The 19,873-nt window shown below is 73.5% G+C and carries 15 protein-coding genes and 1 pseudogene; 11 read left to right on the plus strand and 5 right to left on the minus strand.

Annotated features, from left to right (window positions below):
• Positions 1-140: 140 nt before the first annotated feature.
• Positions 141-3,809, plus strand: a complete 3,669-nt coding sequence (locus ACIGEZ_RS33820; protein ID WP_399839130.1) for a glycosyltransferase — start codon at positions 141-143, stop codon at positions 3,807-3,809.
• Entirely contained in the window at positions 3,806-5,359 is a 1,554-nt protein-coding gene (locus ACIGEZ_RS33825; RefSeq protein WP_399839132.1) for a DUF5719 family protein, read from the plus strand. The genes ACIGEZ_RS33820 and ACIGEZ_RS33825 overlap by 4 nt, the downstream gene beginning before the upstream one ends.
• A gap of 279 nt (positions 5,360-5,638) precedes the next feature.
• On the opposite strand, the gene ACIGEZ_RS33830 is transcribed toward ACIGEZ_RS33825, so the two are convergent.
• Positions 5,639-6,061, minus strand: coding sequence for a metallopeptidase family protein (locus tag ACIGEZ_RS33830; RefSeq protein WP_399839165.1), 423 nt, complete (start codon positions 6,059-6,061; stop codon positions 5,639-5,641).
• A gap of 287 nt (positions 6,062-6,348) precedes the next feature.
• On the opposite strand from ACIGEZ_RS33830, the gene ACIGEZ_RS33835 reads away from it, so the two are divergent.
• The 6 genes from ACIGEZ_RS33835 (at position 6,349) to ACIGEZ_RS33860 (ending at position 12,872) form a co-directional block, all read left to right on the plus strand.
• Complete coding sequence (locus ACIGEZ_RS33835) at positions 6,349-6,780, plus strand: DUF3499 domain-containing protein (RefSeq protein WP_399839168.1); 432 nt, start codon at positions 6,349-6,351, stop codon at positions 6,778-6,780.
• A 90-nt stretch (positions 6,781-6,870) separates the two neighbouring features.
• Positions 6,871-8,238 carry a phosphomannomutase/phosphoglucomutase gene (locus tag ACIGEZ_RS33840; protein WP_399839135.1) on the plus strand — a complete coding sequence of 456 codons (1,368 nt, stop codon included), beginning with the start codon at positions 6,871-6,873 and terminating at the stop codon, positions 8,236-8,238.
• A 685-nt stretch (positions 8,239-8,923) separates the two neighbouring features.
• The gene (locus ACIGEZ_RS33845) at positions 8,924-9,106 is read left to right on the plus strand and encodes a Trm112 family protein (RefSeq protein WP_399839138.1); all 183 of its coding nucleotides are present in this window, start codon (positions 8,924-8,926) and stop codon (positions 9,104-9,106) included.
• A 106-nt stretch (positions 9,107-9,212) separates the two neighbouring features.
• Positions 9,213-10,367: an SIS domain-containing protein gene (locus ACIGEZ_RS33850; RefSeq protein ID WP_399839141.1), complete on the plus strand. Its 1,155-nt coding sequence runs from the start codon at positions 9,213-9,215 to the stop codon at positions 10,365-10,367.
• Positions 10,368-10,673: 306 nt separating this feature from the next.
• Positions 10,674-11,873 (plus strand): mannose-6-phosphate isomerase, class I, encoded by a 1,200-nt coding sequence (gene manA / locus ACIGEZ_RS33855; protein WP_399839144.1) that lies wholly within the window; start codon positions 10,674-10,676, stop codon positions 11,871-11,873.
• Between the two features lie 66 nt (positions 11,874-11,939).
• Positions 11,940-12,872 carry a cation diffusion facilitator family transporter gene (locus ACIGEZ_RS33860; RefSeq protein ID WP_399839147.1) on the plus strand — a complete coding sequence of 311 codons (933 nt, stop codon included), beginning with the start codon at positions 11,940-11,942 and terminating at the stop codon, positions 12,870-12,872.
• 73 nt (positions 12,873-12,945) lie between these two features.
• Here ACIGEZ_RS33860 and lepB read toward each other — a convergent pair whose 3' ends face one another.
• From lepB to ACIGEZ_RS33875, 3 genes and pseudogenes are all read right to left on the minus strand, one after another.
• Complete coding sequence (gene lepB / locus ACIGEZ_RS33865) at positions 12,946-13,608, minus strand: signal peptidase I (RefSeq protein ID WP_399839150.1); 663 nt, start codon at positions 13,606-13,608, stop codon at positions 12,946-12,948.
• 130 nt (positions 13,609-13,738) lie between these two features.
• A pseudogene (locus tag ACIGEZ_RS33870) lies at positions 13,739-14,609 on the minus strand (PTS sugar transporter subunit IIA); the annotation flags it as partial.
• Between the two features lie 66 nt (positions 14,610-14,675).
• Positions 14,676-14,900 carry a hypothetical protein gene (locus ACIGEZ_RS33875; protein ID WP_399839153.1) on the minus strand — a complete coding sequence of 75 codons (225 nt, stop codon included), beginning with the start codon at positions 14,898-14,900 and terminating at the stop codon, positions 14,676-14,678.
• 347 nt (positions 14,901-15,247) lie between these two features.
• On the opposite strand from ACIGEZ_RS33875, the gene ahcY reads away from it, so the two are divergent.
• Together ahcY and ACIGEZ_RS33885 are read left to right on the plus strand one after the other, a co-directional pair.
• Positions 15,248-16,702 carry an adenosylhomocysteinase gene (gene ahcY, locus ACIGEZ_RS33880; protein WP_399839156.1) on the plus strand — a complete coding sequence of 485 codons (1,455 nt, stop codon included), beginning with the start codon at positions 15,248-15,250 and terminating at the stop codon, positions 16,700-16,702.
• A 145-nt stretch (positions 16,703-16,847) separates the two neighbouring features.
• Entirely contained in the window at positions 16,848-17,459 is a 612-nt protein-coding gene (locus tag ACIGEZ_RS33885; protein WP_399839158.1) for a hypothetical protein, read from the plus strand.
• Positions 17,460-17,461: 2 nt separating this feature from the next.
• Here the strand turns inward: ACIGEZ_RS33885 and ACIGEZ_RS33890 are convergent, their stop codons facing one another.
• Positions 17,462-18,412 (minus strand): RDD family protein, encoded by a 951-nt coding sequence (locus tag ACIGEZ_RS33890; RefSeq protein WP_399839160.1) that lies wholly within the window; start codon positions 18,410-18,412, stop codon positions 17,462-17,464.
• Positions 18,413-18,535: 123 nt separating this feature from the next.
• Between ACIGEZ_RS33890 and ACIGEZ_RS33895 the strand changes: the two genes are divergently transcribed.
• On the plus strand, positions 18,536-19,543 hold the full coding sequence (locus ACIGEZ_RS33895; protein ID WP_399839171.1) for a stage II sporulation protein M: 1,008 nt from the start codon (positions 18,536-18,538) through the stop codon (positions 19,541-19,543).
• The last annotated feature ends 330 nt before the right edge of the window (positions 19,544-19,873 follow it).

Consider the following 19,873-nt stretch of genomic DNA (forward strand, 5'->3'; position numbering starts at 1 on the left):
GCACACAACGAACGGTCCGCACCCTGTGCTCTGTCCACAGGCGGCGGACCGTCGCCGTGCCAGCCGTTAGTGTGGGCCTCCGTCCGAGACGCACCCACGCCCCCTCGCGGGCGACCCCCGGCCGGAGGGCCCGTAGCTCGATGTCCTCAACTCCTGAGTTTCCGCGACACGTCGTCACCGCCGTGCTCGTCGCCCACGACGGCGCCCGCTGGCTGCCGGACGCCCTCGCCGGGCTGCTCGCCCAGGAGCGCCCCGTACAGAACGCCGTCGCCGCCGACACCGGCAGCGCCGACGACTCCGCGCAGCTCCTGGCCGGCGCCCTCGGGCCCGACCGGGTCCTCCACCTCGCCCGCCGCACCGGATTCGGCGCCGCCGTCGAGGAGGCCGCGCGCACCGCGCCCGTGCTCGGACCCGAGGACCTGCCCTATCTGAAGCGGCCCAGCGGCTGGGACCCGGTCACCAGGACCTGGCGCGACGACGCCTACGACCTGCCCGAACTCCCGCACGGCGAGCCCGTCCAGTGGCTCTGGCTGCTCCACGACGACTGCGCCCCCGAGCCCGGCGCGCTCGCCGAACTCCTGCGCGTCGCCGACTCCGACGCGTACGCCGCCGTCATCGGGCCCAAGCTGCGCGGCTGGTACGACCGCAAGCAGCTGCTCGAAGCCGGCGTCTCCATCGCCCGCAGCGGCCGCCGCTGGACCGGCCTCGACCGCCGCGAGCAGGACCAGGGCCAGCACGACCAGGTCCGCTCCGTCCTGTCCGTCTCCAGCGCCGGCATGCTGATCCGGCGCGACGTCTTCGAGGAACTCGGCGGCTTCGACCGGCGCCTGCCCCTCATGCGCGACGACGTCGACCTGTGCTGGCGCGCCCACGCCGCCGGCCACAACGTCCTCGTCGCCCCCGACGCCGTCCTGCGGCACGCCGAGGCATCCGCCCGCGAACGCCGCACCGTCGACTGCGCCGGCCGCACCGCCGCCAACCCGCACCGCGTCGACAAGGCTGGCGCCGTCTACACCCTGCTCGCCAACACCCGCGGCCGCGCCCTGCCGTACGTGTTCCTCCGCCTCGTCCTCGGCACCCTGCTGCGCACCCTCGCCTACCTCGTCGGCAAGGTGCCCGGCCAGGCCGTCGACGAGGTCATGGGCCTGCTCGCCACCCTGCTTCGCCCCGAGAAGATCCTCGCCGCCCGCCGCAGGCGCAAGAACCCGGCCGTCCCGGCGAGCGAACTGCGCCCGCTGTTCCCGGCCCCCGGCGCCACCGTCCGCGCCACCGCCGAACAGCTCGCCTCCCACTTCGGCGGCTCCGACGCCGACTCCGGCGGCTCCCGGCACGGCGCCGTCGAGTCGGGACCCGGCGGAGACGACGCCGACTTCCTGGAGATCGAGCAGTTCGCCCGGCTGAAGAAGATCGCCCGCAAGCCTGGGCCCGTCCTCTTCGCCCTCCTGCTCGTCGTCTCCCTCGTCGCCTGCCGCAACCTCTTCGGCGGCGGCTCCCTCGCCGGCGGCGCCCTGCTGCCCGCCTCCGACACCGTCTCCGGCCTCTGGTCGCGCTACGCCGACGACTGGCACGCCCTCGGCACCGGCGGCACCCAGACCGCCCCGCCCTACCTCGCCGTCCTGGCCGCGCTCTCCGTACTCTTCCTCGGCTCGACCTCCTTCGCGCTGACCCTGCTGCTCGTCTGCTCGGTCCCGCTGGCCGGCTTCACCGCGTACTTCGCCTCCCGCGGCATCGTCGAGTCCAAGCTCCTGCGCGCCTGGGGCGCCATCGCGTACGCCTTCCTGCCCGCCGCCACCGGCGCACTCGCCACCGGCCGGCTCGGCACCGCCGTCCTCGCGATCCTGCTGCCGCTCATCGCCCGCGCCGCCGTCGCCGCACACGGCCTCGGCAGCGCCGAGCGCGGCAGCTGGCGCGCCACCTGGGCGTACACCTTCCTCCTCACCTCCGCCATGGCCTTCACGCCGGTGGTCTGGCCGCTCGCCGTGCTCCTCGGCATCGGCGTGCTCGTGCTGCGCCGCGCCGACATCACGGCGTACGGGCTGCGCTTCCTCGCTGCCGTCGGCGCCCCGCTCCTCGTCCTGGCCCCCTGGTCGCTCTCCCTGCTGACCGGCCCCTCCGCCTTCCTGCGCGAGGCAGGCCTCGATCTGCGCACCGGCACCGCGAGCGCCCTCGACCTGCTCGGCACCAGCCCCGGCGGGCCCGGCGCCACCGGCGGCCTCGTCCTCATCGGCCTGGTGCTCGCCGCCCTCGCCGGCCTGCTGCGCGAGGAGCGCGTCCTCGCCGTCCGCGCCGCCTGGGCCGCCGCCCTCGCCGGACTCCTCTTCGCCGTCCTCGGCAACGGCGCCGGCGGCACCGGCTGGGCCGGCCCCGCCACCCTCGTCTACGGCGCCGCCCTGCTCGCCGCCGGCATGATCGGCGCCGAGGGCGGCCGCACCCGCGTCGCCGCCCACGGCTTCGGCTGGCGCCAGCCCGTCGCCGCGCTCATCGCGCTCGCCTGCGCACTCGGCCCGGTCGTCGCCGCGGCCGGCTGGATGATCGGCGGCGCCGACGGCCCGCTCACCCGCCGCGACCCGGTCCAGGTGCCCGCGTTCGTCGCCGAGGAGAGCGGCACCCGCGACCAGGCCCGCACCCTCGTCCTCGGCGGCAGCTCGGCCGGCGAGGTCGCGTACACCCTGGTCCGTGGCTCCGGCGCCCGCCTCGGCGACGCCGAACTCGCGGTGACCGGCGGCAGCGACCCGCGCCTCGACGACGTCGTCGCGCACCTCGTGGCAGGCTCCGGCGCCGACCAGACCCAGGAGCTCAGCGGCTTCGCGATCCGCTACGTCCTCGTACGGGACGGGGCACCGCGCTCCATGAGCCGCGTCCTCGACGCCACCCCGGGCCTGTCCCGGCTCAGCCAGCTCGACGGCAGCGCGCTGTGGCGGGTCGACCGCGAGGTCGCCCGCGTCATGATCGTGCCCGCCGCGGGGAAGCCGACGACGACGGGGACGACGACGGGGACGACGACGGGGACGGCGGCGGGGACGGCGGCGGAGTCCGCGAAGCCGGTGGCCGTCGCCGCGGGCCCCGTCGAGGCCCACAGCGACATCCCGGCGGGCGCCGCGGGCCGCGTCCTGCGCCTCGCCGACCGCGCCGACGAGGGCTGGACCGCCACCCTCGACGGCAAGGAACTCACGCCGACCACCGTCGACGGCTGGGCCCAGGGCTTCGAACTGCCCGCCGACGGCGGCCGCCTCGACCTCACCTACGACGAGCCGCTCACCCACACGCTGTGGATCTGGGCGCAGGCGGGCCTCGCGCTCGTCCTGCTCGTCCTCGCGCTGCCCGGCCGCAGTCGCGACGTCGACGACGACCTGCCCGAGGAGGAGCTCGCCATCCCCGCCCCCGCCGCCGAGGGCGACGGCCGCCGCGCCCGCCGCCTGCGCGCCGCGGCGGAGGCCGAGGCGGAGGCCGCCGACCAGGCCCCGGGGGCGGAGCCCGAGCCCGAGCCGGTGCCCGTGGCCGCCCCCGTACCCGAGCAGCCGGCGTACGAGCAGCAGCAGGAATGGGACGGCCAGGGCTACTACCAGGAGCAGTACGCGTACGACCCGTACGCACAGCCCCAGCAGCAGTACCCGGAGCAGTACGCGCAGCACGGCGAGCAGCAGCAGTACGCGGAGCAGCCGTACGACCCGTACGCACAGCAGCAGGCCCAGCAGGGCGGCTACGAGCAGCAGCCGTACGACCCCTACGGCTACGGATACGGCTACCCGCAGGCCGGCCGGACCGGCCAGGACCCCGAGCAGCGTCCCGACGGGAGCAGCAACCAGTGAAGCGCACCACCCTCTCCCTCGCCGCGGTCGCAGCCGCCCTCGCCGCCGTCACCGGCGTCGCCTCCCTGACCGCCCCCGACGGCCCGGCGACCCCCACCGCCAAGGCGCCGACCCGGCTGCCGGTCGAGCGGACCAGCCTGCTCTGCCCGGTACCGAGCACCTCGGAGGTGGCGGAGACGACGTACACGTCGTACACCCCGGGCGCGGCCGGCACGGACAAGCCGAAGGCGGGCGACGACGCGAAGGCGGGCGACGACGCGAAGGCGACCGACGGCGCGAAGGCGGAGCTCAAGCCCGCCGGCACCGCCGCCCTCCCCGGTGACACCCCGGCCAAGAAGCCCAAGGAACCCAAGGCGCCCGCGACCGTCACCAAGCCCGGCACCCCGGTCACCGCCGAGGCGAACGGCGCCACCGCCCCGGCGCTCTCCGGCACGGCGACCGGCACGCTCGCCCCCGGCTGGACCGTCCAGCAGACCACCGTCGTCCCGGCCGGCGGCTCCCGCGGCCTGCTCGGCGTCGGCTGCACCGCCCCCGACACGGACTTCTGGTTCCCGGCCGCCTCCACCGCGAAGCAGCGCCAGGACTACGTCCACCTCACCAACCCCGACGACACTGCCGCCGTCGCCGACATCGAGCTGTACGGCCCCGAGGGCGCCCTGAAGTCCCAGATCACCGAGGGCATCCCGGTCCCGGCCCACTCCACCGTCCCCGTGCTGCTGCCCACCCTCACCGCAGGCCCGGCCCAGCAGGACCTCACCGTCCACGTGACCACCCGCAGCGGCCGCGTCGGCGCCGTCGTCGGCTCGGCCGACGACAAGCTCGGCAGCGACTGGCTGCCCGCCTCGGCCGACCCGGCCGGCACCGCGGTGCTGCCCGGCATCCCGGCCGACGCGACCTCGGTGCGGCTCGTGGCGTACGCGCCGGGCGACGACGACGCCGAGCTGAAGGTCCAGCTGGTCACCCCGACCGGCACGATCGTCCCGGCGAGCGCGGGCGCCCTGCACGTGAAGTCGGGCATGACCGCCGCCGTCGACCTGCCGGACCTCACCCGCGGCGAGCCCGGCTCGCTGCTGCTGACCCCGGCCGACCCGAAGAAGGCGACCCCGTTCGTGGCCGCGCTCCGGGTGGTACGGGGCAAGGGCGAGCAGCAGGAGGTGGCGTTCATCCCCGCGACCGCAGCGATCGACGGGCGGGGCACCGTCGCCGACAACCGTGCGAAGCGCGGCACGCTGACGCTGACCGCGCCGGGCGCCGCCGCCGAGGTCAGGATCACCGCCTCGGCGGGTGCGCAGGGCGGGACGCCGGTCACCAAGACGCTCACGGTGAAGGCGGGCACGACCACGGCCCTCACCCCGCCGGTCCCGGAGGGCCTCAAGGGCTCCTACGCGCTGACCGTCGAGCACGTCTCGGGCGGCCCGGTGCACGCCTCGCGCATGCTGGCGCTGCCGCAGGACGGCATCCCGATGTTCACGATCCAGCCGCTCGACGACGACCGGGGCACGGTCGAGGTCCCGGCGGCACGACAGGACCTGTCGGTCCTGGACGACTGAGCACCGGCCCTGGGGGGCGAGGCCACGGACCGGAGCCTCCTCGGGCCTCCGGCCGCCGGGGCCCGGCCTGGGCCCCCGGGGTGCCGGCCTGGGACCCCCGGCCCCGGGCCGACCTTCCGGCCCCCGGGCCCGGCCTCAGACGCCCCCGCCCGGCCCGGCCCCGAGCCGCCCCCGGCTCCCCCGGGCCCGGGCACCCAGCCTCCGGCCTCCTGGTGGCCCAGGACGTCCCCGTACGGGTGGTCCACGGCTCCCGTAAGGGTGGTTCCAGGGGCCCGGGGGTCAGTCCTGCCCGTACCGGGGGTCGACCGACTCGGGGGACAGGCCGAGCAGATCCGCGACCTGCTCCACGACCACCTCGTGGACGAGCAGGGCGCGCTCGTCGCGGCTCTTGGAGCGGATCTCCACGGGCCGCCGGTAGACCACGACCCGGGCGGGCTCGTTCTTCTCCGCCGGCGTCGAACCGCCCAGCGGCACCGTCTCGCTCGTCACCGCCGGCGGGACCTCCATCACCAGGAACTCCACGTCCGCCAGCTGCGGCCAGCGCCGCTCGAGGCGCTCCACCGAGTCCAGGACCAGATCGCGGAAGGTGTCCGCCCGGCTCGCGGACAGCGGAACCTGCGGCGGGGCGACCGGCCCCCGCATGCCACGGCCGTGCCGGTCGCGGCGCCGTACGCGCGGCGCGGGACTGTCCATGCTGTCCATCACTGACGCAGCGTAACCCTCCCCGGTGTTCCGGGACCGTCGCATAACCGCCGAGAAGCCCCTTCCCGGCCCCCACGGCTGTCGATAGTTGAGCGTTCCGGCCAGACAAGGGCACGATTTCCTGAGCTCCCGGGATCGGCCATCTGGCGGTGGTTGACCGGATTTCCCCCTGCTGATGTCCGGATCGCGCGGCGCCCCCGGCCCCGTACCCCGCCTCTCCCGCAGGTCAGCACCGCTGCCCGTACGAGGCCCGTGGTGGAGGTCACACCGCGACACGGTGGAGTGACCTGGGGGAGAGTCGTCGCGGCCCGCTCAAGAGTGCGGTACCGTCCAACGTCGTGAGCCCTGTACGTCGCTGTTCGCGCACCGCGTGCGGCCGCCCTGCCGTCGCGACACTGACGTACGTCTATGCCGACTCGACTGCGGTCCTCGGCCCGCTCGCCACCTACGCCGAGCCCCACTGCTACGACCTGTGCGCCGAGCACAGTGAGCGTCTGACCGCCCCGCGCGGCTGGGAGGTCGTGCGGCTCTCCGACGGCTCCGCCCCGGCCCGCCCCAGCGGCGACGACCTCGAAGCCCTCGCCAACGCGGTACGGGAGGCGGCCCGCCCCCAGGAGCGCGCGGCGGAGGCCGGAGGCAAGGGCGGCGGGCGTGGCGCCGACCCGATGGAGGTCGGGCGAAGGGGCCACCTGAGGGTGCTGCGTTCCCCCGAGAACTGATCAAGGTCCCTTCCCGGGTAGTTTGGGCGCTCCGTACGCGCGCCGCATTCCGCGCGTCCGTGACTGCCGAAACTTCAGGAGGGTTGATCCGTGGCTGCTGATCTGTCGCAGATCGTGAAGGCGTACGACGTCCGCGGGGTGGTGCCGGATCAGTGGGACGAGGGCCTGGCCGAGCTGTTCGGCGCCGCCTTCGTCCGCGTGACGGACGCCGAGGCGATCGTCATCGGCCACGACATGCGCCCCTCTTCGCCGGGTCTCGCCGCGGCCTTCGCGCGCGGTGCGGCCGGCCTGGGCGCCGACGTGACGATGATCGGCCTGTGCTCGACGGACCAGCTGTACTTCGCGTCCGGCTCGCTGAACCTGCCCGGCGCGATGTTCACCGCGTCCCACAACCCGGCCCAGTACAACGGCATCAAGATGTGCCGCGCCGGCGCCGCTCCGGTGGGCCAGGACACGGGCCTCGCGGACATCCGCGCGCTGGTCGAGGGCTGGCTGGAGCAGGGAGCGCCGGAGCAGGCGAAGACCCGCGGCGAGGTGACCGAGCGCGACACCCTGACGGACTACGCGGCCCACCTGCGCGGCCTGGTCGACCTGACGTCGATCCGCCCGCTGAAGGTCGTCGTGGACGCGGGCAACGGCATGGGCGGCCACACGGTGCCGACCGTGTTCGACGGCCTGCCGCTGGACGTCGTCCCGATGTACTTCGAGCTCGACGGCACGTTCCCCAACCACGAGGCGAACCCGCTCGACCCGAAGAACATCGTCGACCTCCAGGCCCGCGTACGCGCCGAGGGCGCCGACCTGGGCCTCGCGTTCGACGGCGACGCGGACCGCTGCTTCGTGGTGGACGAGAACGGCGAGGGCGTCTCCCCGTCGGCGATCACGGCACTGGTCGCGGCCCGCGAACTGGCGAAGACCCCGGGCGGCACGATCATCCACAACCTGATCACGTCGTGGTCCGTCCCGGAGGTCGTCCGGGAGAACGGCGGCACGCCCGTCCGCACCCGGGTGGGCCACTCCTTCATCAAGGAGGAGATGGCGAAGACCGGCGCGATCTTCGGCGGCGAGCACTCCGCCCACTACTACTTCAAGGACTTCTGGAACGCGGACACGGGCATGCTCGCCGCGCTCCACGTCCTCGCCGCCCTCGGCGGCCAGGACGGCCCGCTGTCCTCCCTGGTCTCCGCGTACGACCGTTACGCGTCCTCGGGCGAGATCAACTCCACGGTCGCCGACCAGACCGCCCGCCTGGCGGCGGTGAAGGCCGCGTACGAGCCCCAGCCCGACGTCACCCTCGACGAACTCGACGGCCTCACCGTCACCTCCACCGACTGGTGGTTCAACCTCCGCGCCTCCAACACCGAACCCCTCCTCCGCCTCAACATCGAGGCCCGCGACGAGGCGACGATGACAAAGCTGCGCGACGAGGTCCTGAGCCTGGTACGGGCCACGGACTGAGCCTGAAAGGGGGGCGAGGCCCCGCCCCGCCCCCCACCCCGCCCCTCAGGCTGCGGCCCACCGCCCGCCGTTCCTTCGTGGGCGTACGGCCGCCGGGGCGGCGCCCGCCCGACCCGTCCCGCTGCACCCCTTCCCTCCGCTGTGGCGTCCGGCCCGTCCGGCTGCACCCCGCCGTTCCGTTGTGGCGTCCGGCCCGTCCCGCTGCACGCCGCCGTTCCGTTGTGGTGCCCGGCCCTCCCGCTGCAATCCCGCGGTTCCGTTGTGGCGCGCCCGCGCCGTCCGCGTTCCCGTCGTTCCGTTGTGGGCATTCGTTCCGCTGGGGCGGAACGGGTGGGCACAACGGAACGGCGCCCTTGCGGGCGCCTCCGCCCTTTGCTGGTACCCGCACCACCACCGCGGTGCCGTCCCGTGCGGGCCACGCCCGCAGGGCCTCGGGTCCGAACCCGCCCCCCGCTGCGGGGCACCCTCGCGACAACAGGGGCCCAGGGGCCCGGGGGCCCAGGGGCCCGGGGGCCCAGCCCCCGGACGACCAGTCGCCCCCCGTTTCCCCGCAGGCCCACCCCCGGCCCCCCACCAGCCACCCCCATCCCGCACCGTGACCCCGTCGCGGTCAGCGGCGCCGCCGACCGCCCGGCGGTAGGCTGACCTGGCCCGAGACCGTCCGTCACGTCCGAAGGGACACCCCATGCCGCTCGAAGCCGGCCTCCTGGAGATCCTGGCCTGCCCGGCCTGCCACGCCCCGCTGAACGACCGGACGGCCGCGGAGACCCCCGAGCTCGTCTGCACGTCCGCCGACTGCGGGCTCGCCTACCCGGTCCGCGACGGCATCCCGGTCCTGCTGGTCGACGAGGCCCGCCGCCCCGAGTAGCCCGCACGGAGCGCCGCCGCCTCGGCCGGGTCCGGACGGCGGCAGCCACCCGCGCCACGGGCACCCCAAGGCAACACCCCGCTCCGACGACCGGAGGCCCCGCCACATGCTCGACGAGACACTCCTCGACGCACCGGACGCCCTCGCCCTCGCCGACCGCCGCGGTCTGCTGCGCGGCGCCGCGGAGGCGGGCGCCCGGGTAAGGACCGCCGCCCGGCACGCCGCCGAGGCCGGCATCGTGGATCTCCGCCCCGAGGGCCGCCCCCGCGCCGTCCTCGTCGCGGGCCCCGGCACCGCCGCCGCCGGCGTGGCCGACCTGATCGGCGCCCTCGCGGGCGCGGCCGCCCCCGTCATCCGCCTGAAGCCCACCGGCGTCGCACCCGCCGCCGGGGCCCTGCGCTGGGCCCTGCCCGGCTGGGCCGGCTCGGTGGACCTGCTCCTGATCCCGACGACCGACGGTTCGGAACCCGGCCTCGAACTCCTCGTCGAGCAGGCGTACCGCCGCGGCATCACCGTCGTCGCCGTCGCCCCCAGGACCTCCCCGCTCGCCGAGTCCCTCAGCGGCTCCCGCGGTGTCCTCGTGCCGATGGCGACGGCCCCGCACGAGAGCACCGAGGAGTACACCGAGACCCTCGCCGCCAGTCCCGGCGACCTGTGGGCCCTGTTCACGCCCCTGCTCGTCCTCCTGGACCGCGTCGGCCTGGTCGAGGCCCCGTACGAAGCCCTGGAACTGGTCGCCGACCGCCTCGACCGCACCGCCGAACGCTGCGGCCCCGCCATCGCCACGTACAGCAACCCGGCCAAGACCCTCGCCGCCGAACTCGCCGACTCACTGCCGCTGATCTGGACCGAGGGCGACGCCGCCGGCCCGGCCGGCCGCCGCTTCGCCGCGATCCTCGCCGAGCTCTCCGGCCTGCCGGCGCTCGCCGCCGAGCTCCCGGAGGCCCTGCCGGCCCACGGCGTCCTCCTGGCGGGGGACTACGCGGCGGGCGCAGACCCCGACGACTTCTTCCGCGACCGCGTCGACGAACCGCAGGCCCTGCGCGCCCGCGTCGTGCTCCTCCGCGACCGCCCCGCCGAGGGCAACGTGCTGAGCGCCGCCCCGGCCGCCCGCGAGCTCGCCCTCGGCCACGAGACGGCCATCAGCGAGCTGGAGCCGGACGAGGGCGGCCCGCTCGAAACCCTCGCCGAGCTCGTAGCCGTCACCGACTTCGCCGCCGTGTACCTCTCGCTCGCCTCAGCGGGCCTCGCCCCCCAGTAGCCCGAGGGCAAGGCACCACCCCCCGGAGTCGCAGGACCGGACACGGTCCGGACCGCGGCCGGTCCTGCGACTCCGGTCCCGACCGCCTCCACGCCCCACCCACCGCATCCCGTCCGCCCCGGAGCCCAGGCCCGGCCACGGACCCGGACTCCGGACCACCCCACCCCACCCCGGCCCACCCCGCCCCAGTCCTCCCACCCCGCCCCGCACCGCCCCACCCCAGTCCAGTCCAGCCCAGCCCAGTCCCGTCCGTCACCGCCGCACGTCCATCACCGCACCCGCCGCACTGAAAGAGCTGGAAGCCCCATGGACCGCCTCGTCAACACCGTCCGCCCCTACGCCTGGGGGTCCACGACGGCCATCCCCGAGCTGCTCGGTGTCGCACCCACCGGCGAGCCCCAGGCCGAGATGTGGATGGGCGCCCACCCCGGCGCCCCGTCCCGCACCGACCGCGGTCCCCTCAACGAGGTCATCGACGCCGACCCCGTACGGGCCCTCGGCCCGGCGGCCGTCGAGAAGTTCGGCCCGCACCTCCCCTTCCTGTTCAAGGTGCTCGCCGCGGGCGCCCCTCTCTCCCTCCAGGTCCACCCCGACCTCGACCAGGCACGCACCGGCTTCGCCGCCGAGGAGGCCGCCGGGGTCCCGATCGACGCCCCGCAGCGCAACTACAAGGACGCCAACCACAAGCCCGAACTCATCTGCGCCCTCACCCCGTTCCACGGCCTGTGCGGCTTCCGAGACCCCGTCGAGGCCGCCGACACGATCGCCGCGCTTGGCGTCGACTCCCTCAAGCCGTACGTCGACCTCCTCCACGCCCACCCGGAAGACGCCGCCCTGCGCGAGGTGCTGACCGCGCTGCTCACCGCCGACCGCGCCGAGATGGCCCACACCGTCACCGAGGCCGCGGCCGCCGCCGCCCGCCTGGGCGGCGAGCACGCCCCGTACGCGCAGATCGCCCACCACTTCCCGAACGACCCCGGTGTCATCGCCGCCATGCTGCTCAACCCGGTCCGCCTGCAGCCCGGTGAGGCCATGTACCTCGGCGCCGGCGTCCCGCACGCCTACCTCGACGGCCTCGGTGTCGAGATCATGGCCAACTCGGACAACGTGCTGCGCTGCGGCCTCACCCCCAAGCACGTCGACGTCCCCGAACTCCTCCGCGTCGTCCGCTTCGAGGCCACCGACCCGGCGGTGCTGCGCCCCGAGGCGTCCCCGTCGGGCGAGGAGGTCTACGAGACCCCGATCGACGAGTTCCGCCTCTCCCGCTTCGTACGGGCGGAGGGCGCGGCCCCGACCGATCTCACCGCCACCACCCCGCAGATCCTCCTCGCGACAGCGGGCCGCCCCGTCGTCGGCGGCCCCGGCGGTCCCGATGGCCCCCATGGCCCCGATGGCTCCGATGGAGGGACCGCCCTCGGCCCCGGCGAGTCCGTGTTCGTACCGGCGGGCGAAACGACCGAACTGTCCGGTACGGGAACGGTCTTCCGCGCCACGGTCGTCGCCTGATGCGACAATGACCGGCCGAACGACGGCAGCACGGCCGGATCACCGACGAAGGGAACACGTAGACCCATGAGCGCGTCAGGCGGAACCAAGGCGATCGTGGCGGCGCTGGCCGCCAACCTCGCGATCGCCGTAGCCAAGTTCGTGGCGTTCCTCTTCAGCGGTTCGTCCTCGATGCTGGCCGAGAGCGTCCACTCGGTCGCCGACTCCGGCAACCAGGGCCTGCTCCTCCTCGGCGGCAAGCGCGCCCAGCGCGAGGCCACCCCGCAGCACCCCTTCGGCTACGGCCGCGAGCGCTACATCTACGCCTTCCTCGTCTCCATCGTGCTGTTCTCCGTCGGTGGCATGTTCGCCATCTACGAGGGCTACGAGAAGATCAAGCACCCGCACGAGATCGAGGCCTGGTACTGGCCGGTCGGCGTCCTCGTCTTCGCGATCATCGCGGAGGGCTTCTCCTTCCGCACCGCGATCAAGGAGTCGAACGAGCTGCGCGGCACCCTGTCCTGGAAGGACTTCATCCGCCGCGCGAAGGCCCCCGAGCTCCCGGTCGTCCTCCTGGAGGACTTCGGTGCCCTGGTCGGCCTCGTCCTCGCCCTCGGCGGCGTCGGCCTCGCCCTGCTGACCGGCGACGGCATCTGGGACGGCATCGGCACCCTGTGCATCGGCATCCTGCTCATCCTGATCGCGATCGTGCTCGCCGCCGAGACCAAGTCGCTGCTCCTCGGCGAGGCCGCCGGCGTCGAGGACGTGAAGAAGATCGAGGACGCGATCGTCGACGGCAGGACCGTCACCCGCCTCATCCACATGCGCACGCTGCACCTCGGCCCCGAGGAGCTGCTCGTCGCGGCCAAGATCGCCGTCGAGCACGACGACACCGCCACCGAGGTCGCCAACGCCATCAACGCGGCCGAGGAGCGCATCCGCGCCGCCGTCCCGATTGCCCGGGTCATCTACCTGGAGCCGGACATCTACAGCGAGAAGGCGGCCGCGTCGGGCGCCTGATTCGCCGCTGCGCGACGCGCGGAGGGCCCCGGACCTGATCACCAGGTCCGGGGCCCTCCGCACGTCCGCCGATTCAGCCCACGACGTACGGCGCCGATGCCGATGCCGGCCCCGCCCGCCGTGCCGACCGCCCGGTCAGCCACCCCGCCAGAGCGAGTCCGAACCCGACAAGGAACATGATCACGCCGATCCCGGCCCCACCGAACGCGGCGTACGAGCCGACGGGGCTGTCCGTGGCCCGTTCCTTCACGGCGGTCGACGGCACCGTCCCGCCGGGGAACTCGTCCTGGTGGTAGCGCGAGTCGAGGGAGTTGCCCCGGTTGTCGCCGAGCAGGAACAGCCGCCCCTCCGGGACCCGCACGTCGAAGGTCGCACCCGCGACCGGGTCGCCCCCGGCGACGTACGGCTCCGTCAGCGGCCGGCCGTTGACGTACACCCGCCGGTCGTCGGCTGTGACCCGGTCGCCGCCGACGCCGATCACCCGCTTGACGGCGAGGCCGTCGTGGATGCCCCACTCCGGCACGGAGACGAGGACGACGTCCCCGCGCCGCACCTCGGACGGCTCGATCCGCTCGGCGTACAGCATGCCGCCGGGCTCGTAGGTGGGCCGCATCGACTCACTCGGGACCCGGTGGCCGGGATAGGCGTCGCGCAGCAGAAGCCCCCCGGCGAGCAGCAGCACGCCCAGCGGGAGCAGCACCCATCCCGTGGCCCGCAGTCCCCGCCCCGGTCGCATCCCCAGCCCTTCCGCCGGTCCAGCCCGCACCCTATCGGCGCGAACGGACCGGATGGGCCTTCGCGTACCCGATCCACCTGACCTGCCAGATCTCCCCGACCTACCTGATCCACCTGACCTGCCCGACTACCTACCCGATCTCCCCGAGCAGCCGAAGGATCTCCGCCGCATCCCGCGCCGCCAGGAGCCGCTCGCGGAACCGCGCGTCCATCAGCCTCCGGGGGAGCAGGGCCAGGATCCGCCGGTGCTCGTCCCCGGCGACGGCCTCGGCACCGCCATCACGGGGATGAGCCAGCCTTCGTGCCGTCGAGCGAGCCCTACCCGACGCCCTCGGGGGAGCGGGCGAAGCCGACGACCGTTGCCGAGACGGCGTCCGTCCTCGCGTGCGGGATGCCGATCTCCTCGCCGAGCCCCGTCGTGCCCGGGCTTCCCGAGCGAACGCGGCCCGTACGAGCACGTCGAGGTCGACCACCCTGCCCGTACCCGAGAGCATCCCGGCCCTCTCGCGGATCGCCGCGTCCTTGCTCACGGCGTCGAGCCGCACCTTCACCGTGCGCCCGGTCAGATACCTGGACGGCACTTCGCCCCTGTACTCCGGTGGTACGGGCACGGGTGCGGCGGCCGTCGCTCCCCTCGGAGCCGTACCGCCTGCACCGACGCGCCGCCCCGCCCCGCCCCCGCCGCTCGCGGAGTCGATGAGCGCATTCTTCGTCAGCGCGGTGACCACGGCCCTCGCCGCCACCGCGAGGAACAACATCGGCACCCCGCCGACCGCGCGAGCACCGCCACGATCGGCCCGCCGTCCGTCGCCCCGGCCGGGCCGGCAAGCGCACCGGCCACCGCGCCGCCCAGCATGTTCGCCGGGATCACCTGCGCGGGGCGGGTGGCCGCGAACGGAATCGCGCCCTCGGAGATGCCGAGCAGGCCCATGAAGAGCGAGGCAATGCCGGTCTCCCGCTCCTGCTCGGGTTCAGCTTGCGCCGGATCAGCTTGGCCAGACCTGGCCGGATCGCGCTGGTGCCGGTCATCCCGCCGAGCAAGCTCGTCAGGTGCTCAGACGCCGTTCATCAGCGCCATGTACGCGCCGCTCCGCTCGTTCCCGCCGCTGCCTCTACCGCTGACGCCCGCCGGGGTTGCCCCCCGCCGCCCGCGCCCGCGTCCCAGCCGTGCACGGGAGCGCCGCCCACCTGCTCGATCAGCCGCTCGGGGCGGTGGATCCCCTCGGCCACGCCGACCGCGGCGACCCGCTTGCCGACGAACCACTCGGCCCTTTGCGGCCCCTTGCCGAGCACGTGTCCAGCCCGCGCCAGGTCCTTGCCGAGCCCTCACGGGCCCTGACCAGGCCCCTACCAGACCCCCATCAAGCCCCTGCCGAGCCCCTGTCGAGCCCAGATCCGGCCGAATCCGGAACCGGGCCGGGCTGTGGGCCGCTGCGCCGATCGGTGTAGATTCGTGACCAGCCAGACGTCGCTGCTGATGGCGGTCGGGCGGTCCCACCGGGACCGGCCGAGGGAGAGAGGGCCTCCGACGACTGCACCGCGGGAGTACCCGGGCATTCGTATGCCCGCGTCACCCACAGCCGCGGTGCCAGGTGCCCACTCGACCCCTCGAACCCGATCCACGAGGAGCAGCCCCAGTCATGACGACTGTCGCCAAGCAGGACTTCAAGGTCGCCGACCTCTCCCTGGCCGCCTTCGGCCGCAAGGAGATCACCCTCGCCGAGCACGAGATGCCCGGCCTGATGTCGATCCGCCGCGAGTACGCCGAGCAGCAGCCGCTGGCCGGCGCCCGCATCACCGGCTCCCTGCACATGACCGTGCAGACCGCCGTCCTCATCGAGACCCTGGTCGCCCTCGGCGCCGAGGTCCGCTGGGCCTCCTGCAACATCTTCTCCACCCAGGACCACGCCGCCGCGGCCATCGCCGTCGGCCCGAACGGCACCCCGGAGAACCCCCAGGGCGTCCCGGTCTTCGCCTGGAAGGGCGAGACCCTCGAGGAGTACTGGTGGTGCACGGAGCAGGCCCTGACCTGGCCGAACACGCCCACCGGCGGCCCGAACATGATCCTCGACGACGGTGGTGACGCGACCCTCCTCGTCCACAAGGGCGTCGAGTTCGAGAAGGCCGGCTCCGCTCCGGACCCGTCCACCGCGGACAGCGAGGAGTACGGCCACATCCTCCGTCTCCTCAACCGCACCCTCGGCGAGAGCCCGCAGAAGTGGACGCAGCTGGCGTCCGAGATCCGCGGCGTGACCGAGGAGACCACCACCGGTGTCCACCGCCTCTACGAGATGCAGCAGGCCGGCTCGCTGCTCTTCCCGGCGATCAACGTGAACGACGCCGTCACGAAGTCGAAGTTCGACAACAAGTACGGCTGCCGCCACTCCCTCATCGACGGCATCAACCGCGCCACCGACGTCCTCATCGGCGGCAAGACCGCCGTCGTCTTCGGCTACGGCGACGTCGGCAAGGGCTGCGCCGAGTCCCTCCGCGGCCAGGGCGCGCGCGTCATCGTCACCGAGATCGACCCCATCTGCGCCCTTCAGGCGGCGATGGACGGGTACCAGGTCGCGACCCTGGACGACGTCGTCGAGACCGCCGACATCTTCATCACCACGACCGGCAACAAGGACATCATCATGGCCTCCGACATGGCCAAGATGAAGCACCAGGCCATCGTCGGGAACATCGGCCACTTCGACAACGAGATCGACATGGCCGGCCTCGCCAAGATCGAAGGCATCGTCAAGGACGAGGTCAAGCCGCAGGTCCACACCTGGAAGTTCCCCGACGGCAAGGTCCTGATCGTCCTCTCCGAGGGCCGCCTCCTGAACCTGGGCAACGCGACCGGCCACCCGTCGTTCGTGATGTCGAACTCCTTCGCGGACCAGACCCTGGCCCAGATCGAGCTCTTCACCAAGCCCGAGGAGTACCCGACCGACGTCTACGTGCTCCCCAAGCACCTCGACGAGAAGGTCGCCCGCCTCCACCTCGACGCCCTCGGCGTCAAGCTCACGACCCTCCGCCCGGAGCAGGCCTCCTACATCGGCGTCAAGGTCGAGGGCCCGTACAAGCCGGACCACTACCGCTACTGATGAACCGGCACCCGGCGACCGTGCACTGACGCCAGGGCGCCCGGAACACCCGTAGAGGAAGAAGGCAGGCCCCCGCACCCCCGTGTCGGGGGCCTGCCTCGTCTCTCGACCACCGCTACCGCTCCAGGAAGCACCCCGAGGAACCATGCCCCGCGGCCGCTATTCGCTCCATGATCCGCACGATCACACCCCCCTCGGTGAAGAGCACTTCAACTGCGCGCCCGGCCCCTCCGGCTGGCGCTACGTCTCACAGACCACCACCCCCTCCGGCGACCCCGCCGGCTCCGTCGACCTGGCCATCGACGAACTGGGCCGCCCCATCCGCCTCGAACTCCACGCCGCGCACTGGCAGGTCCGCGGCGCCGCCCTCGAAGGCGTCACCTGGGTCCGTACCGACCCCACCGGAACCCACGCAACCGAAGGCAATGTGCGCGCCCATGCCTTCACCGGCACGTCCCCGGCGTTCCTCGTCGCGATCTCCCGGCTCCTGCGCCTCACCCCCGATTCCCCGGAGACCCGCCTCCGGCTCGTCGCGTTCACGGATCCCGTGCTCGCCCCCCTGACGGTCGACCAGTCCTGGGCCCTGCTGAAGAGTGAAGCGCACGCCACTGACAACGGCCCCCTGATCGTGGACGAGTACCAGGTCAGCGCCCTCGACACGGGGGAACGGCACACCGTCCACATCGCCGGCGACGTGGTTCTCTCGGCCCCCGGCATCGAGCTCGAACAGCTCGACACCCCACCGTCCGCCTTCTGACCTCAGGCCGGAGGCGCGAACCCGGTCGCCGGGGGAGCCGGCGCAGGTGCAGGTGCAGGAGCAGCCGAAGCCGCAACAGGGGCCGGAGCCGCCCGGGGAGCCGACGCCGGAGCAGGCGCAGCCATCCCCGTCCCGGCACCACGCACTCCCATCCCCGCACCGCCCACTCCCACTCCGGCACCGCCCATCCCCGCACCGCCCGTCCCCGGGGCGAACGCCCTCCGCGCGTCCCGGGCCTGCCGCTCGGCCACCACACCCGCCAGATACGCGTCCGCCGGCACCCCCGCCGGCGGAGGCGTCCCCGTGCGCGCCACCAGCTCGGTGGCCAGCCGTTCCGCGAGCCTCTGCCCGATCGCGGGATCCAGCTGGCGCATCCGCGTGAGGTACTGCCGTATCTCCAGCCACAACCCGTCCGGCACCGCCGAAAGATCGAGCCCCGTGAACCGCCCCACCAGCCACGGCGGGGGCGGCGGTACGGCCATGGTCGGCGCCGAGGCCACCCGCTCGCGGACCACCAGCGTCCCGGCGAAGACGTCGCCGATCCGCCGCCCGCGCTCGGACACCAGCGAGGCGATGCAGGCGACGATCCCGGAGGTCATCAGGATCTCCACGACCCCCATCGCCCCGCGCATCAACGCGTGCCGGAACCGGATCGGCCCCCCGTCGTCCCGCACGACCCGCAGCCCACACGCGAGCTTCCCCAGCGACCGCCCGTGCGAGAGCGTCTCCACGGCTATCGGCGTCCCGATGAGGATCAGCAGGAAGGACACGACGGATATCGCCATCGCCGCGGCCTCGTCCAGGGACGCCGTGGCCAGGGCGAGCCCGAAGCTGATCAGCAGATACCCGGTCCACACCACGACGAGATCGATGAGCAGCGCCAACGCCCGGCTCGGCAGCCGCGCCGGCTGCAACCCCAGTACGACGGCATCCCCCGTCACGACCCCGCTCACGCCGCCCGCCCTCCGTCGACCTGCCGAACCCCGTCCGAACGCCAGTCTGCCAAGCTGACCCGCAGCGCGCCGCAGTTGTACGACGGACCCGTACGCACCCAGTGCCTGGAGCAGCAGCCGATCATGGACCTCGACGTCTTCGTCACCGCCCACCGAGCCGAGTGGGACCGACTCGACCACCTCGTGCGCCGTGGCGGCCGGCTGAACGGCGCCGAGGCGGACGAACTCGTCGCCCTCTACCAGCGCACCGCCACGCACCTCTCCCTCATCCAGTCCAGTGCCCCGGACCCGATGCTCACGGCCCGGCTCACCCAGCTCGTCGCCCGTGCCCGCGCCACGGTCACCGGCACCCGCCGCGCCTCCTGGCGCGACGCGGTCACCTTCCTCACGGCGGGATTCCCGGCCGCGGTGTACCGCTCACGGCACTGGTGGATACCGACCGCGGTCGTCTCCACCCTCGTCGCGGCCCTGATCGGCTGGTGGATCGGCGCGCACCCCGAGGTCCAGGCCGCGATGGGCGCCCCGGCCGACCTGCGCGAGATGACCCGCCCCGGCGGCCAGTACGAGACCTATTACTCCAGCCACCCCGCGGCGTCCTTCGCCGCCCAGGTCTGGACGAACAACGCCCAGGCCGCTGCCACCTGCCTGGTCCTGGGCGCGTTCCTCGGACTACCGGTGCTGGCGATCCTCTTCCTCAACATGCTGAACCTCGGCGTCGGCATCGGTCTGATGTCCTCGGCGGGCCGTCTCGACATCTTCCTGGGCCTCGTCCTCCCGCACGGCCTGCTCGAACTGACCGCGGTTTTCGTCGCCGCCGGTACGGGCCTCCGCCTTGGCTGGACCCTCATCGACCCCGGCCCCACCACCCGCCGTGCCGCCCTGGCCCAGCAGGGCCGGGCGGCGATCGGCATGGCCATCGGCCTGGCACTGGTCCTGTTCGTCGCGGGCCTCATCGAAGGCTTCGTCACCCCGTCCGGCCTGCCGACCTGGGCCCGTATCGCCATCGGTATCAGCGCTGAACTGGCATTCCTCGCGTACGTCTACGTCCTCGGCGGCCGTGCGGCCCGAGCCGGCGCCACGGGTGACGTCGAGGAGTCCGACCGCAGCGCCGAGCTGCCCATGGCAGCCTGATGTGCGCAGCACCCCGCTGACCTGCTAGTCTCCTCTTCGCCCGCAAAACCCGTTGACACGGATGGCGCGGGGAGGTAGATTCAAACGGTTGCCTGGAGCTGGACAAGCTCAGGGCTGACGAGTTAGAATCTCTCTCGCTCCGGTCGGAAATTAGATGACGACGGAGCCACTCCGATTCCTTATCCGAATCACGAAGCCACCGATTAGGTCGGCGGAAATGAATCTGATAAAGTCGGAACCGCCGGAAGGGCCCGAAAGCGAAAGCGAAAAGGGACCGGAAAGCACCGAGGAAATCGGATCGGAAAGATCTGATAGAGTCGGAAACGAAGG

The organism is Streptomyces sp. NPDC085481 (assembly GCF_044541845.1).
Taxonomy (GTDB): domain Bacteria; phylum Actinomycetota; class Actinomycetes; order Streptomycetales; family Streptomycetaceae; genus Streptomyces.

Excerpts from the sequence above, each read along its gene's own strand:
- ACIGEZ_RS33820 (WP_399839130.1), top strand. The coding sequence starts at position 141 with ATGTCCTCAACTCCTGAGTTTCCGCGACACGTCGTCACCGCCGTGCTC.
- ACIGEZ_RS33830 (WP_399839165.1), bottom strand. The coding sequence starts at position 6,061 with ATGGACAGCATGGACAGTCCCGCGCCGCGCGTACGGCGCCGCGACCGG.
- ACIGEZ_RS33845 (WP_399839138.1), top strand. The coding sequence starts at position 8,924 with ATGCCGCTCGAAGCCGGCCTCCTGGAGATCCTGGCCTGCCCGGCCTGC.
- ACIGEZ_RS33850 (WP_399839141.1), top strand. The coding sequence starts at position 9,213 with ATGCTCGACGAGACACTCCTCGACGCACCGGACGCCCTCGCCCTCGCC.
- manA (WP_399839144.1), top strand. The coding sequence starts at position 10,674 with ATGGACCGCCTCGTCAACACCGTCCGCCCCTACGCCTGGGGGTCCACG.
- ACIGEZ_RS33860 (WP_399839147.1), top strand. The coding sequence starts at position 11,940 with ATGAGCGCGTCAGGCGGAACCAAGGCGATCGTGGCGGCGCTGGCCGCC.
- lepB (WP_399839150.1), bottom strand. The coding sequence starts at position 13,608 with ATGCGACCGGGGCGGGGACTGCGGGCCACGGGATGGGTGCTGCTCCCG.
- ahcY (WP_399839156.1), top strand. The coding sequence starts at position 15,248 with ATGACGACTGTCGCCAAGCAGGACTTCAAGGTCGCCGACCTCTCCCTG.
- ACIGEZ_RS33885 (WP_399839158.1), top strand. The coding sequence starts at position 16,848 with ATGCCCCGCGGCCGCTATTCGCTCCATGATCCGCACGATCACACCCCC.
- ACIGEZ_RS33895 (WP_399839171.1), top strand. The coding sequence starts at position 18,536 with ATGGACCTCGACGTCTTCGTCACCGCCCACCGAGCCGAGTGGGACCGA.